This window comes from Pontimicrobium sp. IMCC45349 (genome assembly GCF_047219225.1).
Lineage (GTDB): Bacteria > Bacteroidota > Bacteroidia > Flavobacteriales > Flavobacteriaceae > IMCC45349.
Window position 1 is genome coordinate 1,481,906 of sequence record NZ_CP178208.1, and the last position, 15,185, is coordinate 1,497,090.

Here is a 15,185-nt window from a genome sequence, read left to right on the forward strand (position 1 = left end):
TAACCAACTAAAAACCTAAAATTTAAATTTCAAGCCTGAATAAATTCCAATAAAATAAGGCCTAAAATCACCTGACGTATTATTGAAAGTGTTTATTTGATATTTAAACACAGGCTCAAGGTTTAAATCTAGTTTCTTCGATATTTTGTAGTCTAATCCTAATCCTAAATTAGCACTATAACTCGTACTGTTAATATTTGTTGCTTTACCTAAAAGTGTACTTTCTCCTTCAAGTACTGAGTATACTTCATTATCATTTAAAAATAAAGCACTAAAACCACCAATAACATTAATTCCAAATTTCTTATCTAATATATTGTATTCTAATTCTAAGGGCACTTCAATAAACCCTAACTTTTGATCTAAAGATGCTTTTAGGTTGTTTGATAATGATTCAGGTGTAAGAGCTAAAGAAAAAGTATTAGCGCTTATTAAAGATAGGTTGGCACCAACAGCGTTTAGTTTAATGTTTCTAAAAGTAGCATCACCACCATCAAGTGATATTGGCTGTATGTTTTCATAGATTACGACATTATTTGTACTATAACCTAAATTAACCTTATTTATTCCTGTTCTAACTTTTAATTTTTTGGTAACAGCATAACTAGCAGATACTCCGTAACTCATGTTTATATCACCAGTTTTAGAATTGTTATTGAACTGTTCGTGTATAGAAGAACCTTCTCCTAAAGTATTGAAATAAACAGGAGCTATATTAGAGGCGACACTCCAACGCTTAAACTTATCTTCTTCCTCTTTTGTTAGCGCATCTTTTTTATCTTCTAATGCTTCAAATAAATCTTCTTTATCTTCATCTATTTCATTATCATTTTTAAGTAATTCCTCTTTTGCAGAAACAGTTTCATTATTTGCAATTACAGCTCCAACAGCTTTAGTTGAATTGTTTATTATTTCTTTAATAGATTCTTTGCTAAGAGAGGTGTTATTGTTGTTTTCTATATTGTTATTGGCTAATGTGTTTTTATTTTTAGAAGTGTTTTGCGTTAATGCATTTTTTGGGGTAATTAGTTTACTTCCATCTACTTTATTATTAGCTGAAATTATAGCCTTTGATGAATTTTTGTTTTTTAGAACAGTATTAGCATTTTCATTATTAGTAACAATTGCACTTTCGTGTTCTATAGACGAATTGATAATTTCAGTACTATGTTCTTTAACTGAAGTGTTTTCCTTTATTTCTTTTACGTCGGTGTTTACTATTGAATCATTAGTGTTGTTGTTTGTGGTTTCCTTATCAGATTGTAAACCAATACCTAAAGTAATTAATAAAACTAATCCTGCAGCTACACCACCAAAACGCCACCAAAAAGGAATAACTCTGCGTTCTTTATCTTCTTTATGAAGCTCCTTATTAATATTATCCCATACAGAAGAATCTGGAATAGCTTCAAAGTCTTTTAACTTTTCTTGAAATAGCCTGTCTATATGTTTTTTATTGTCCATTATAATGATTGCGAGTTCAAATTCGCTTTATAATTCTCTATTTTTTGTTTTAAAATCAATCTTGCTCTAGACAAGTTAGATTTTGTAGTTCCTGTTGAAATATTTAGCATCTCACTTATTTCCTTGTGCGAGTAACCGTCAAGTGCATATAAATTAAAAACGAGACGATATCTATCAGGTAATTCCTGAATGCATAATAATAAGAAGTCAAGACTTATGTCGTCGTTATCAATTTCTACGTTAACATCTTCTATATTGTCTTCACTAATAATATCAAAAACACCTTTACTCCTATATTTATATAAACATGTATTAATGAGTATGCGTTTTAACCAACCTTCAAAAGAACCTTTATTTTTATATTGCTCTATTTTTTTAAATATAGTAACAAATGCATCTTGCAGATTATCTTGAGCTTCTGCATGACTTCTTGAATACTTTAAGCTAAGTGCAAATAGCTTTCTAGAAAAAAGCGTGTATAATTCACTTTGTGCTTTGGTATCATTTTTTTTACATTTTTGTATGAGTTGCTCTAAACTCAATTATTTATAGTTTTAGTTAATTATTGTACTACTGGAATTTCAAAAGTTAAAAATATATCATCACCATTTTCATCGTGACCTTGCCAAAACTTAAATAGGTAATGTCCGTTAGGTTGATTAACTACAAACGTAAATGATTGGTTAATCAATTCATCTTCTAAAGGGGTACAGTCGCCTTCGTATTCCTCAAAAACAGTATTAATTACAGCTATTGTTCTTTCATTTTCATTAGGAACATAATATAAGTCGTTATAAAAATGACAAGTTGAAGGTCTATAATATGAGTATTCAATTAAATATGTTTGCCCATAAACAAACTCAAGAGGCACAGTAGCATTTTCTATTGGCAAAATTTCAAAATAATAATTGGAATTTCCTGAATCATCAATACTACATGACCAAAAAGTAGTTACAATTAGAAATAAAAAAAGTGCTTTTTTCATTAGCAAAAATTATATAATAAATAAATTTAGTTAATTATTAGATGCACAACAATTAAAAAGGTTGCGTTTAGGAATAAAAAAATCCCGAAAAATCGGGATTTAGTATTTAATTATCTTCGTTGATGATAGCTTTAATTTTTTCTTCAAGCTCATCCATCAATTCAGGATTATCTTTAATAAGCGTTTTAACAGCATCTCGACCTTGTCCTAATTTGGTGTCTCCATAACTAAACCATGAGCCACTTTTCTTTATAACATCATTATCAACGGCAATGTCTAGAATTTCTCCAACTTTAGAAACACCTTCTCCATACATAATATCAAATTCAGCCATTTTAAAAGGAGGAGCTACTTTATTTTTAACAACCTTAACTCTCGTTTTGTTTCCTAAAACATCACCAGAACTACTTTTTATTTGTGTAGAACGTCTAATGTCCAATCTAACAGAAGCGTAAAATTTTAATGCATTTCCACCAGTTGTAGTTTCAGGATTTCCAAACATAACACCAATTTTTTCACGTAATTGGTTAATGAAAATCATGGTACAGTTTGTTTTGCTAATAGAAGCTGTAAGTTTTCGTAATGCTTGAGACATTAAACGAGCATGTAATCCCATTTTAGAATCTCCCATTTCACCTTCAATCTCACTTTTTGGAGTTAATGCTGCTACTGAATCTACAACAACTATATCAATAGCTCCAGAACGCACTAAGTTGTCAGCAATCTCTAAAGCTTGCTCTCCATGATCAGGTTGAGAGATAATTAAATTATCAATATCTACACCTAGCTTTTCAGCATAAAATCTATCAAAAGCATGTTCGGCATCAATAAATGCAGCAATACCGCCTGCTTTTTGAGCTTCTGCAATAGCATGTAAGGTTAGTGTTGTTTTACCAGAAGATTCAGGTCCATAAATTTCAATAACTCTACCTCTTGGATAACCTCCAACTCCTAAAGCAATATCTAAGCCTAACGAACCAGAAGATATAGCATCTATGTCTTCTACAGCAGCATCACTCATTTTCATGACTGTACCTTTTCCGTAAGCTTTGTCTAATTTATCTAATGTAAGCTTTAATGCTTTTAATTTTGCGTCTTTTTCACTACTCATTTCTACAAATTTTCAATTCTAATTGATGCTAAAATAATACATCTTTTAGCACAATACAATTTTATGACGCAACCTTTTTAAACATTTTGCATCTACATAATAAGTTGAAGAAAAATTTGCTATGAAAAAGAAGTTTTTGTTAATGTTTTAGTAATAACTTAAGGAGTTTTTCTCAATAATAACATCCTTAAAACATTTATATATGAAATTTTTTAAGAGAACATTATTCACAAACAACTCAGGCTTTTCAGTTTCCATTAGTGTTAATGGAAGTTGTAAAGCAGATGGAGGTTAACTCGTATACATATTTTACTACAAATTAAAATATTGTAAAACGAGTTAGTCTAAGAAAAGTGCTTTGATAATTATCAAAGCACTTTTTTTGTTTAAAAGTCAAATCGTTAAAAAGTATTACATTTGCACCCAATTATTCTTTAAACTTAAATTAGTATAGCATGCAACTGTACAATAAATTAAGCGCAAAGGAAAGAGCAGCATTAATCGAAAAAGCAGGAAAGGATCGATTAACACTGTCTTTCTATCAGTACGCAAAAATTGAAAATCCTCAAGAATTTAGAGACCATTTATTCCTTACTTGGAACAACTTAGATGTTTTAGGTAGAATTTATGTTGCTCAAGAAGGTATTAATGGTCAATTATCTTTACCAGCAGAAAACTTTCAAGATTTTAAAACCCATTTAGATACTATTGACTTTTTAAAAGATATTCGTTTAAACATTGCGGTAGAGCAAGACAACATGTCTTTTTTAAAACTGAAAGTTAAAGTGAGACATAAAATAGTTGCTGATGGATTGAATGACGATACTTTTGATGTAACAAACAAAGGCATTCATGTTGGTGCAGAAAAGTTCAACGAGCTTATTGAAGATGAAAATACTGTATTGGTTGATATGAGAAACCATTACGAAAGCGAAATAGGCCATTTTAAAAATGCAGTTACTCCAGATGTAGATACTTTTAGGGAATCATTGGATATTATTGAAGATGATTTAAAAGCGCATAAAGAAGATAAAAACTTAGTTATGTATTGTACTGGAGGTATTCGTTGTGAAAAGGCTAGCGCTTACTTTAAACACAAGGGGTTTAAAAATGTCTATCAGTTAGAAGGAGGTATTATAGAATACACAAGACAAATAAAAGAACAAGAACTTGACAATAAATTTATAGGGAAAAACTTTGTTTTTGACGATAGAAGAGCTGAAAAAATAAGTGACGATGTCATTGCCCAATGTCATCAATGTGGCTCACCATTTGACGTACATACAAATTGTGCTAATGACGCTTGTCATTTGCTATTTATTCAATGTGATACATGTAAAACAGAAATGGACAATTGTTGTTCAACAAACTGTAAAGAAATTAATGCATTACCTTATGAAGAGCAAAAAGCCCTTCGTAAAGGACAAGCAAATAGCAATGATATATTTAAAAAAGGTAGAGCAGATCACTTACCTTATAAAAAAGATTTGAGAAATATATTTGAGAAGTTTCCAAAAACGGAATCTAAAAACTAACACCTTTTATTATGCAAAAAATAGAATTAATGGCGCCTGCTGGAAACTTTGAATCGCTTCAAGCAGCTTTAGATAATGGTGCAGACTCAGTATATTTTGGAGTTGAACAACTAAATATGAGAGCTAGAGCATCTATTAATTTTACTTTAGATGATTTACCAGAAATCTCAAGACGTTGTAAAGAAAAAAATGTTAGAACGTATTTAACTTTAAATACGATTATTTACGACCATGATTTATCTATTGTCAAGACACTGATCAAACAAGCTAAAGCAGCAGATATTACAGCTGTAATTGCTATGGATCAAGCTGTAATTGCATCGGCAAGAGAGGTTGGTATGGAAGTGCATATTTCGACACAAATCAATATAACAAACATAGAAACAGTCAAGTTTTATGCAATGTTTGCAGACACAATGGTGTTGAGTAGAGAGTTGAGTTTACGTCAAGTAAAAAAGATTACTGAGCAAATTGAAAAAGATCAAATTAAAGGGCCTTCAGGGAATTTGGTTGAAATTGAAATCTTTGGACACGGAGCTTTGTGTATGGCGGTTTCAGGTAAATGTTATATGAGTTTACACTCCCATAACTCTTCTGCAAATAGAGGAGCTTGTAAACAAAATTGTAGAAAAAAATATACTGTTGTGGACCAAGAAACTGGTTTTGAAATGGAATTAGATAATGAGTATATAATGTCTCCTAAAGATTTATGTACAATCGATTTTCTTGACCAAGTTGTAGATGCAGGGATAAAAGTTCTAAAAATTGAAGGACGTGGTCGTGCACCTGAATATGTTGCAAGAGTTATAAAATGTTATCGAGATGCTATCGATAGTATTGAAAATGGAACTTACGATAAAGAGAAAGTGATTTCTTGGATGAAGGAGCTTGAAACTGTCTATAATAGAGGTTTTTGGAACGGTTATTACTTAGGACAAAAACTAGGAGAGTGGAGCAAAGGTTCAGGGTCTCATGCAACTCAAAAGAAAGTGTATATAGGAAAAGGAATGCACTATTTTCCAAAGCCAGAAATTGGAGAATTTAAAATTGAAGCATACGACTTAACTGTCGGAGATAAAATTTTAGTAACAGGACCAACTACTGGAGCTAAAGAAGTACAGGTTGACGAAATGCTTGTAAACGATGAGAAGTTAACTAAAGCTTCAAAAGGAGATTCAGTAACAATTCCTTTAGGTTTTAGAATTCGTCCTTCCGATAAATTGTACAAAATTGTCGAAAATAAAGTAGAAGCTTAATGGTAATTATTACCTTACAACGCAACAAATGTATTGGATGTAATTATTGTGTAGAAATGGCTCCCGGTCAATTTCAAATGTCAAAAAAAGATGGGAAAACAGTATTATTACACTCAAAAGATAAAAAGGGTTTTTTTACTGTTAAATCTAATGACGATATGATTTTTGAAGATTGTGATAATGCAGCAAAAGCGTGTCCAGTGAATATAATTAGTGTTAAACAAAACTAATATCTATTTTAAACTAATGGATGTATATAAGCTACTACAGCTAAATAGAAAAATCAAAAGCCATAGAATAAAATTCTTTGGACTTTGGTTTTTACATACATTCAAAAGACGTTATTTAGCGGTTAATCTTGACCCTGTAATGGCTTGTAATTTAAGGTGTAAAATGTGTTATTTCACTGATGCAGATTTTGTAAAAACCTTAAAAGGACAATTTAAAAAAGAGGAGCTTGATAGAGTTGCAAACGTTATTTTTAAAAGAGCTCTAAAACTTCAAATAGGCTGTGGTACAGAGCCAACTTTATATAAAAACTTAGAGCATATTGTTGCTTTAGGGAAACAATATAAAGTTCCATATATTTCTTTAACAACAAATGCCAATTTGCTTGATGAAGCAAAAATTGAATCATTAATTAAAGCTGGATTAAATGAGTTTACAATCTCATTGCATGGTGTTACTAAAGAAAGCTATGAAGACTTTATGAAAAAGGCGAGCTATGAAAAATTTCAAAATGCATTTAAAGCGTTTGCAAAATTAAAGCAACAGTACGATTTTAAAGTAAGAATAAACTATACATTCAATAAGGATAACTTTTATGAGTTAACTGAATTGTTTGCACATTTTGATGGTTCAAGTTTTGATATTTTACAAATTAGACCAATTAGAAAAATAGGGAACACTGAGTATAATGATTTTGATTTAGATGCAATTAGAGATGATTATCCAAGTGTTTTAGAAACTATTAAAAACAATTGTAAAAAACACAATATAACAGTTTTGGCTTCAGATAGTATTCCTAAAACAAAAGATAGTAATCAATCAAGTTTTATTTTCGATTATACATTTTGTTATGTGTCACCAAATAAATTTTGGAAACCTAACTTCAATTGGAAAGAAGAAAGCTTTGATGATTTTTCTAAAAAAATAAAATGGAGTAAACAACTTTGGTCAAATATTTTCAAGTCAAAAAAACAGCTTAAATCAATGAGTAACAGGCTTAATTACGAAATTGATTTTAATTAATAGCTGCATTTTTTTAAGTCATTATAATAATCTTATCTTTACGTTTTAAAATCAATTATAAACTTTCATTCGTAATAACTTAGTTATTAGCGAATTCAATATATATAAACACATGGCTTGTAACAGTTGTTCAACTGGTAAAGACGGTCAACCAAAAGGATGTAAAAGTAATGGCACCTGTGGTACTGATAGTTGTAACAAACTTACCGTTTTTGATTGGCTTTCTAATATGTCACTTCCTAATGGTATGACACCTTTTAATTGGGTGGAAGTACGTTTTAAAAATGGAAGAAAACATTATTATAAAAACACTGAAAATCTTACCTTAAGCATAGGAGATATCGTAGCTACTCAAGCAAAAACAGGGCACGATATTGGAATGGTTACACTTACTGGAGAATTAGTAAGAGTACAAATGAAACGTAAAAAAATCTCGGAAAATGCTGAAGAGATTTATAAAATATATAGAAAAGCTTCACAAAAAGATATTGATATTTGGTCAGCTGCAAGAGATAAAGAAGAACCAATGAAAGTGAAAGCTAGACAATTTGCAATTGATTTAAAATTGCAAATGAAAATCTCTGATATTGAATATCAAGGAGATGCTAGTAAAGCAACATTTTACTATACTGCTGAAGAACGAGTAGACTTTAGAGAGTTAATTAAAGTTTTTGCAAAAGAGTTTAGAACAAGAATTGAAATGAAACAAGTTGGTTTTCGTCAAGAAGCAGCTAGACTTGGAGGTATTGGTTCTTGTGGTAGAGAGTTATGTTGTTCAACATGGTTAACCGATTTTCGTTCAGTAAGTACATCAGCAGCACGATACCAGCAACTATCTCTTAACCCTCAAAAATTAGCTGGACAATGTGGTAAGTTAAAATGTTGTTTAAATTATGAACTAGACACATATTTAGATGCCTTAAAAGCATTTCCAAAAACAGATGTAAAATTACAAACTCAAAAAGGAACTGCTGTTTGCCAAAAAACAGATATTTTTAAAGGGTTTATGTGGTATGCTTATGAGGGAGAATGGATGAATTGGCATAAATTAACTACAACTCAAGCTAATGAAATTATAGCTTTAAACACTAAAAAGAAAAAAGTTTCTAGCCTTGAGGAATACGCCGAAGAGCTTATAGAAGATACTAAGACAGACTTTGAAAACGTTGTAGGTCAAGATAGTTTAACACGTTTCGATAGTCCAAAACGTAATAAAAAACGTAGAAATAATAGGAACCGTAAAAAAAGAAGACCTCAAAACAATGCAAAGTAAAATAGGTTGGCTTGTAATTTGTCTATTAGTTTTAGTAATGTCCTGTGACTCTAAACAAGTATTTGATGAGTATAAATCTGTTCCTAACCAATGGCAAAAGGATGCAGTAATTGAATTTAATTTTTTGGCTCCAGACACCATTAATCCTTACAATTTATTTGTGAACCTTAGAAACACTAACGATTATAAGTTTAGTAATTTGTTTTTAATAGTTGAAATGGATTATCCTAATGGAAAAGTAACAAAAGACACGTTAGAGTATATTATGGCTAAACCATCTGGTGAATTACTAGGAGAAGGGTTTACTGATGTTAAAGAAAATAAATTGTGGTTTAAAGGGTATGATAAACCTTTTACTTTTTCTGAAAATGGTGAGTATAACGTAGCAATTCAACACGCTATGAGAGCTAATGGAGATGTTAAAGGTGTTAGTCAGTTACAAGGTGTTACAGACATTGGATTTAGAATTGAAAACACTCAAGAATAGTAGTATATGGCAACTAAAAAGAAAACAACTAAAAAAGCAGCAATTTTAGATTTTTCAAAATACATTCGTTGGTTTTGGATAGTTTTTTTAGGTGGTATTTTTGCAGTAATTTTTGTATTTCTTTTAGCGTCTTGGGGCGCTTTAGGTGAAATGCCTGACCATACAGCTCTTGAAAATCCAAGAACAAACTTAGCAACAGAAATTATTTCTTCTGACGGAAAAACCCTTGGTAAATTTTATTTTAACGATAATAGAACTCCAGTTGGATATAATGAGTTACCACAACATTTAGTTGATGCCCTTATTGCTACAGAAGATGCACGTTATTACGACCATTCAGGTATTGATGCTAGAGGTACATTAAGAGCAATTGTAAAAATGGGTCAAGGTGGTGGCGCAAGTACCATTTCACAGCAACTAGCTAAACAATTGTTTCATGGAGAAGGTTCAAAAAACACAACAGGAAGAATTGCTCAAAAAATTAAAGAATGGGTAATAGCTATTCGTTTAGAACGCCAATACACTAAAGAAGAAATTATTGCACAATATTTCAATATTTATGATTTTGGTAATAATGCAGATGGCATACGTAGTGCATCACGTATTTATTTTGGAAAAGAACCAAGAGATCTAGATTTAAAAGAATCAGCTATGTTGGTTGGGATGTTTAAAAATTCATCATTATACAATCCAAGACGTAACCCAGAAGGAGTTACAAACAGAAGGAATGTGGTATTGGCTCAAATGTATAAATATGATTATATAACTGAAGTTGTTAAAGATTCTCTTCAAAAAACAGATTTAGATTTAAACTACACACCAGAGTCACATCGTGAAGGTATTGCTACATATTTTAGAGAGTATCTTAGAGGTTTTATGAAAAAGTGGGTAAATGATGATGCTAACAGAAAACCTAATGGAGAAAAGTATAATATCTATAAAGATGGTTTAAAGATTTATACAACCATTGATTCTAGAATGCAAGCTTATGCAGAAGATGCAGTAACAAAGCATATGCCAAGGTTACAAGCAGAATTTTTTCATCAAAACACACCAGATCGTAATCCAACTGCACCTTTTCTTGAGTTAGATAGAAAAGAGATTGAAAGCTTAATGCGTCGTGGAATGAAGCGTTCTGAGCGTTGGCGTAAAATGAAATATGACTTAAAAAAGTCTGATGAAGAAATTATAGAGTCTTTCAATAAGCCTATAAAAATGAGTATTTTCTCTTGGACTGCAGAGAATAATGAAATTGATACTATAATGACTCCTATGGATTCTATGCGTTATTATAAGTCGTTTTTGCGACCAGCAATGATGTCTATGGACCCATTAACAGGTCATGTGAAAGCTTGGGTTGGAGGGATGAATTACAAGCACTTCCAATACGATATGGTTAAACAAGGAAAGCGTCAAATAGGCTCTACATTTAAGCCATTTGTTTATGCCACAGCTATTGATCAATTACATTTATCACCTTGTGATACTTTACCAAGGTCTCAAATTACTATTGAAGCTAATAAATATGGAAATCCAGAGCCTTGGTCTCCAAGAAATGATGATGGAAATTATTCGGGTTATATGACATTAGAATCTGCATTAGCTAGTTCAGTAAATACGGTTACAGCGAGATTAATGGATAGGACTGGTCCACAACCTGTTGTAGATTTAGCAAATAAATTAGGAGTAGAGCAAGATATTCTTGCTGTACCATCAATTGCTTTAGGTACACCAGATATTAGTGTATATGAAATGGTCGCTGCATATTCAACATTTGCAAATAAAGGAGTCTATACAAGACCAGTAATGATAACTAGCATTGAAGATAAAAATGGAACCATTTTATATCAATTCACTCCAGAAACTAAAGATGTATTGAGTGAAGAGGCAGCTTATGTAACTGTTAAGTTAATGGAAGGTGTAACGCAGTATGGTTCTGGAGCACGTTTAAGAACAGTAGGTGCAGATAAATATAGAGCAGACTATCGCGAAATAATTACTGGTTATCCATATCAATTTAAAAACCCAATAGCAGGAAAAACAGGAACTACACAAAACCAAAGTGATGGTTGGTTTATGGGAATGGTGCCTAACCTTGTAACTGGAGTTTGGGTTGGTGGAGAAGATCGTGCAACACACTTTAAAAGTATTACCTATGGACAAGGTGCAGCTATGGCATTGCCTATTTGGGCAAATTATATGCGTAGTTGCTATGAAAATGAGGAATTAAATATTTCTAAAGAAGAGTTCGAAGTACCAGAAGAACTCTCAATAGAAGTTGACTGTACAAAGTACTTAGAAGATAACAAGAAAGGACTTGAAAACGATCAAGGAGACGAACCCGAAATAGATTTTTAAAAACATAAGCCATTCTTTTTAGAATGGCTTTTTTATTTTGTAAATTTCTGTCATCAAAAATTATAGTAATGATTAATAAAAAAGTAGATAATGTACAAGCTGCATTAGAAGGTGTAAAGGACAACATGACACTTATGTTAGGTGGTTTTGGCTTGTGTGGTATTCCAGAAAATGCAATAGCAGAATTGGTAAAGCTTAATGTTAGTGGACTTACGTGTATTTCTAATAATGCAGGCGTTGACAATTTTGGCTTAGGTTTGCTACTTCAAAAGCATCAAATAAAAAAAATGGTCTCATCTTATGTGGGTGAAAATGACGAATTTGAAAGACAAATGCTTTCAGGTGAATTGGATGTTGAGTTAATACCACAAGGTACGCTTGCTGAACGTTGTAGAGCTGCACAAGCAGGTTTTCCAGCTATATACACACCAGCAGGTTATGGAACTGAAGTGGCTGAAGGTAAAGAAACTAGAGAGTTTGATGGTAAAATGTATGTGTTAGAGCATGCTTTTAAATCGGATTTTGCATTTGTAAAAGCTTGGAAAGGTGATGCAGCTGGTAACTTAATATTTAAAGGAACTTCAAGAAATTTTAATCCAAATATGTGTGGTGCAGCAAAAATTACAGTTGCTGAGGTTGAAGAATTAGTGCCAGTTGGAACACTAGACCCAAATCAAATACATATTCCTGGAATATTTGTACAACGCATTTTTCAAGGAGAGGTTTATGAAAAGAGAATTGAACAACGAACTGTAAGACAAAGAAATTAAGACATGTTAGATAAAAACGGAATAGCAAAAAGAATAGCAGAAGAAGTACAAGATGGCTATTATGTAAATCTAGGAATTGGAATACCTACACTAGTAGCAAACTTTGTTAGAGAGGATATTGATGTTGAGTTTCAAAGTGAAAATGGCGTATTAGGAATGGGACCTTTCCCTTTTGAAGGTGAAGAAGATGCGGATATAATAAATGCAGGGAAACAAACCATTACAACACTTGATGGCGCTAGTTTCTTTGATTCAGCAACTAGTTTTTCAATGATTAGAGGGCAACATGTACATTTAACGATATTAGGAGCTATGGAGGTAGCAGAAAATGGTGACATTGCTAATTGGAAAATTCCTGGACGAATGGTGAAAGGAATGGGTGGCGCAATGGATTTAGTAGCAAGCGCCGAAAATATTATTGTTGCCATGATGCACACTAATAAAAGAGGTGAATCTAAATTACTTAAAAAATGCTCTTTGCCATTAACAGGAGTAGGCTGCGTAAAAAAGATAGTAACTAATTTGGCAGTATTAGAGGTTACAGAAAATGGTTTTAAGTTATTAGAACGTGCTCCAGGAGTGTCAGTTGAAGATATAAAAAATGCAACCGAAGGTGCTCTAATTGTAGAAGGAGATATTCCAGAAATGAATATTTAAGAAGTAATATTTCCTTTTAAATAATATTAAAAAATCGACGAAATGTTAAAATTTAATGTATTTCATCGATTTTTTATGCTTTTAAACTGATTGTTTAATTTTTTTGTCCCATATTCGTAATCCCAAATCACAATAAAGTTTAATAAAAAGATTCCCAAATCTACCATAAACTTAACTTATGAATGCTAACCCAAATCTACCTGAACCTACTTATAGATTTCAAAGAATATTCATGAGTATTCAAAACACTATAAGGCTCTTTAAGAGCTTTGTGTTTTTAACAAAAAAGCTATTGATGCTATAATCCTTTTGGAATGGCATCAATTAATTTTTGTGTATAAGGTTTTTTAGGATTCTTATATATATCATCAGCGTCACCAAATTCCTCAATTTTCCCTTTGTTCATAACTAGAAGCTGATCAGACATATATTTAACAACGGCTAAATCATGTGAAATGAAAATATAGGTAAACCCAAATTTTTGTTTCAATTCGTTTAATAAATTTAAGACTTGTGCTTGTACTGATATATCTAATGCTGAAACTGACTCGTCGCAGACTATTAATTTAGGCTGTAAAGCAATAGTTCTGGCTATACCAACCCTTTGTCTCTGACCTCCAGAGAACTCATGAGGATACCTATTAAAGTGTTCTTCAGGTAATCCTACGCGTTTTAAAATCTCAATTGTTTTATCTTTTCTTTCTTTATCAGAAGTATATAAATTATGTACTTTCATAGGTTCCATAATAGCTTCTCCAATTGGAATTCTAGGATTTAAAGAAGAGTAAGGGTCTTGAAAAATAATTTGAATATCTTTCCTTAAAGCTCTAATGCTATTTTTGGGTAAATTAGTTATATCACTTCCTTTGTAAATGATACTTCCAGCTGTTGCTTTATCCAGTTGAAGAATAGCATTTCCCAAAGTAGATTTTCCACAGCCAGATTCTCCTACTAAGCCTAATGTTTCTCCTTCATATAGTTTAAAACTAACATCATTAACAGCTTTAAATTCAGCATTTTTTCCTAAAAAGCCAGTTTTTGTTATATATGTTTTTTCTAAATTATTAATTTCTAAAAGTGGAGGTTTACTATATATAGCTTTATGTTGCTTTTTTCTATCTGTTTCAGTTATTATTGAGTTAGAAACAGTATCAGTCATAAAATCAGATATGGTTGGGAGCTGTTTTAATCTTACATCTAATGAAGGTTTAGAGTTTAATAAGGCTTTTGTATAATTATGTTTTGGAGTGTTGAAAACAGAGTTTACGTCACCTTTCTCAACTATTTTACCTTTATACATTACTACAACTTTATCTGCAATTTCAGAAACTAATGATAAGTCATGACTAATAAAGATGATGCTCATTTTATTTTCAGCTTGCAGTTCCTTTAGTAGTTTTATAATATCTTTTTGGACAGTAACATCTAATGCAGTTGTTGGCTCATCTGCAATTAATACTTGAGGTTTACATGCAATAGCCATAGCAATCATAATGCGTTGCTTTTGACCACCAGATATTTCATGTGGATATTTATTATATGTAGCTTCAGGTAATGGCAGTTTTACTTTTTCAAAAAGAGATAACACCTCTTCTTTTGCTTTGTTATTGGTGAGCTTATTATGTTGAGTTAATATTTCTAAAACTTGCTTTCCACAAGTCATTGATGGATTTAAAGAACTCATAGGTTCTTGAAAAATCATGCTTATTTTTTCACCTCTAATTGATTGAAATTCTAAAGGATTTATAGAAGTTAGTTCCTTATCGTTAAAAGAAATACTTCCAGATGTTATTTTGCTTATTTTTTTAGGAAGAAGCCTCAAAATTGCAAGTGAAGAAACAGATTTACCACTCCCAGATTCCCCTACAATACCTAAAATTTCATTTTCATGTAGTTTATACGAAACAGAATGAATTACATCATGAAATGTATTGCTTTTTTTAAATGCAATCGATAAATCTTTAATATTTAAAATCAAATTTTTCTTCATAATTAAAAATAAGAATTTTCTTTCTTTAGAATTACGGTAAAACCATAA

14 protein-coding genes are annotated in these 15,185 nt (G+C 31.4%); 9 read left to right on the plus strand and 5 right to left on the minus strand.

Features of this window, described 5'->3' with window-relative positions; translation table 11 throughout:
* Positions 1 to 15: 15 nt before the first annotated feature.
* The 4 genes from ACLII3_RS06940 to recA all read right to left on the minus strand — a co-directional run bounded on the left by ACLII3_RS06940 (position 16) and on the right by recA (position 3,560).
* Positions 16 to 1,464, minus strand: a complete 1,449-nt coding sequence (locus ACLII3_RS06940) for a hypothetical protein (protein WP_412987552.1) — start codon at positions 1,462 to 1,464, stop codon at positions 16 to 18.
* Positions 1,464 to 2,006 carry an RNA polymerase sigma factor gene (locus ACLII3_RS06945; protein WP_412987554.1) on the minus strand — a complete coding sequence of 181 codons (543 nt, stop codon included), beginning with the start codon at positions 2,004 to 2,006 and terminating at the stop codon, positions 1,464 to 1,466. Before ACLII3_RS06945 ends, ACLII3_RS06940 begins: the two co-directional genes overlap by 1 nt.
* Before the next feature lie 20 nt (positions 2,007 to 2,026).
* Positions 2,027 to 2,449: a hypothetical protein gene (locus ACLII3_RS06950; RefSeq protein WP_412987555.1), complete on the minus strand. Its 423-nt coding sequence runs from the start codon at positions 2,447 to 2,449 to the stop codon at positions 2,027 to 2,029.
* A gap of 106 nt (positions 2,450 to 2,555) precedes the next feature.
* Entirely contained in the window at positions 2,556 to 3,560 is a 1,005-nt protein-coding gene (recA, locus tag ACLII3_RS06955) for a recombinase RecA (protein ID WP_412987557.1), read from the minus strand.
* A gap of 455 nt (positions 3,561 to 4,015) precedes the next feature.
* Between recA and ACLII3_RS06960 the strand changes: the two genes are divergently transcribed.
* The 9 genes from ACLII3_RS06960 (at position 4,016) to ACLII3_RS07000 (ending at position 13,147) form a co-directional block, all read left to right on the plus strand.
* Positions 4,016 to 5,095 carry a rhodanese-related sulfurtransferase gene (locus tag ACLII3_RS06960; RefSeq protein ID WP_412987558.1) on the plus strand — a complete coding sequence of 360 codons (1,080 nt, stop codon included), beginning with the start codon at positions 4,016 to 4,018 and terminating at the stop codon, positions 5,093 to 5,095.
* Between the two features lie 11 nt (positions 5,096 to 5,106).
* Complete coding sequence (locus tag ACLII3_RS06965; RefSeq protein WP_412987560.1) at positions 5,107 to 6,351, plus strand: peptidase U32 family protein; 1,245 nt, start codon at positions 5,107 to 5,109, stop codon at positions 6,349 to 6,351.
* Entirely contained in the window at positions 6,351 to 6,581 is a 231-nt protein-coding gene (locus ACLII3_RS06970; protein ID WP_412987562.1) for a ferredoxin, read from the plus strand. Before ACLII3_RS06965 ends, ACLII3_RS06970 begins: the two co-directional genes overlap by 1 nt.
* Positions 6,582 to 6,597: 16 nt before the next feature.
* Complete coding sequence (locus ACLII3_RS06975; protein ID WP_412987563.1) at positions 6,598 to 7,602, plus strand: radical SAM protein; 1,005 nt, start codon at positions 6,598 to 6,600, stop codon at positions 7,600 to 7,602.
* 112 nt (positions 7,603 to 7,714) lie between these two features.
* Positions 7,715 to 8,875: a stage 0 sporulation family protein gene (locus ACLII3_RS06980; protein ID WP_412987565.1), complete on the plus strand. Its 1,161-nt coding sequence runs from the start codon at positions 7,715 to 7,717 to the stop codon at positions 8,873 to 8,875.
* Positions 8,865 to 9,362, plus strand: a complete 498-nt coding sequence (locus tag ACLII3_RS06985) for a gliding motility lipoprotein GldH (protein ID WP_412987567.1) — start codon at positions 8,865 to 8,867, stop codon at positions 9,360 to 9,362. Before ACLII3_RS06980 ends, ACLII3_RS06985 begins: the two co-directional genes overlap by 11 nt.
* 6 nt (positions 9,363 to 9,368) lie before the next feature.
* Positions 9,369 to 11,720, plus strand: coding sequence for a penicillin-binding protein 1A (locus ACLII3_RS06990; RefSeq protein WP_412987569.1), 2,352 nt, complete (start codon positions 9,369 to 9,371; stop codon positions 11,718 to 11,720).
* A 68-nt stretch (positions 11,721 to 11,788) separates the two neighbouring features.
* A complete protein-coding gene (locus tag ACLII3_RS06995; protein WP_412987570.1) occupies positions 11,789 to 12,490 on the plus strand; it encodes a CoA transferase subunit A in 702 nt (233 codons plus the stop codon).
* A gap of 3 nt (positions 12,491 to 12,493) precedes the next feature.
* Positions 12,494 to 13,147 (plus strand): 3-oxoacid CoA-transferase subunit B, encoded by a 654-nt coding sequence (locus ACLII3_RS07000; protein ID WP_412987572.1) that lies wholly within the window; start codon positions 12,494 to 12,496, stop codon positions 13,145 to 13,147.
* 298 nt (positions 13,148 to 13,445) lie between these two features.
* On the opposite strand, the gene ACLII3_RS07005 is transcribed toward ACLII3_RS07000, so the two are convergent.
* Positions 13,446 to 15,137, minus strand: a complete 1,692-nt coding sequence (locus ACLII3_RS07005; protein ID WP_412987574.1) for an ABC transporter ATP-binding protein — start codon at positions 15,135 to 15,137, stop codon at positions 13,446 to 13,448.
* Positions 15,138 to 15,185 lie beyond the last annotated feature (48 nt).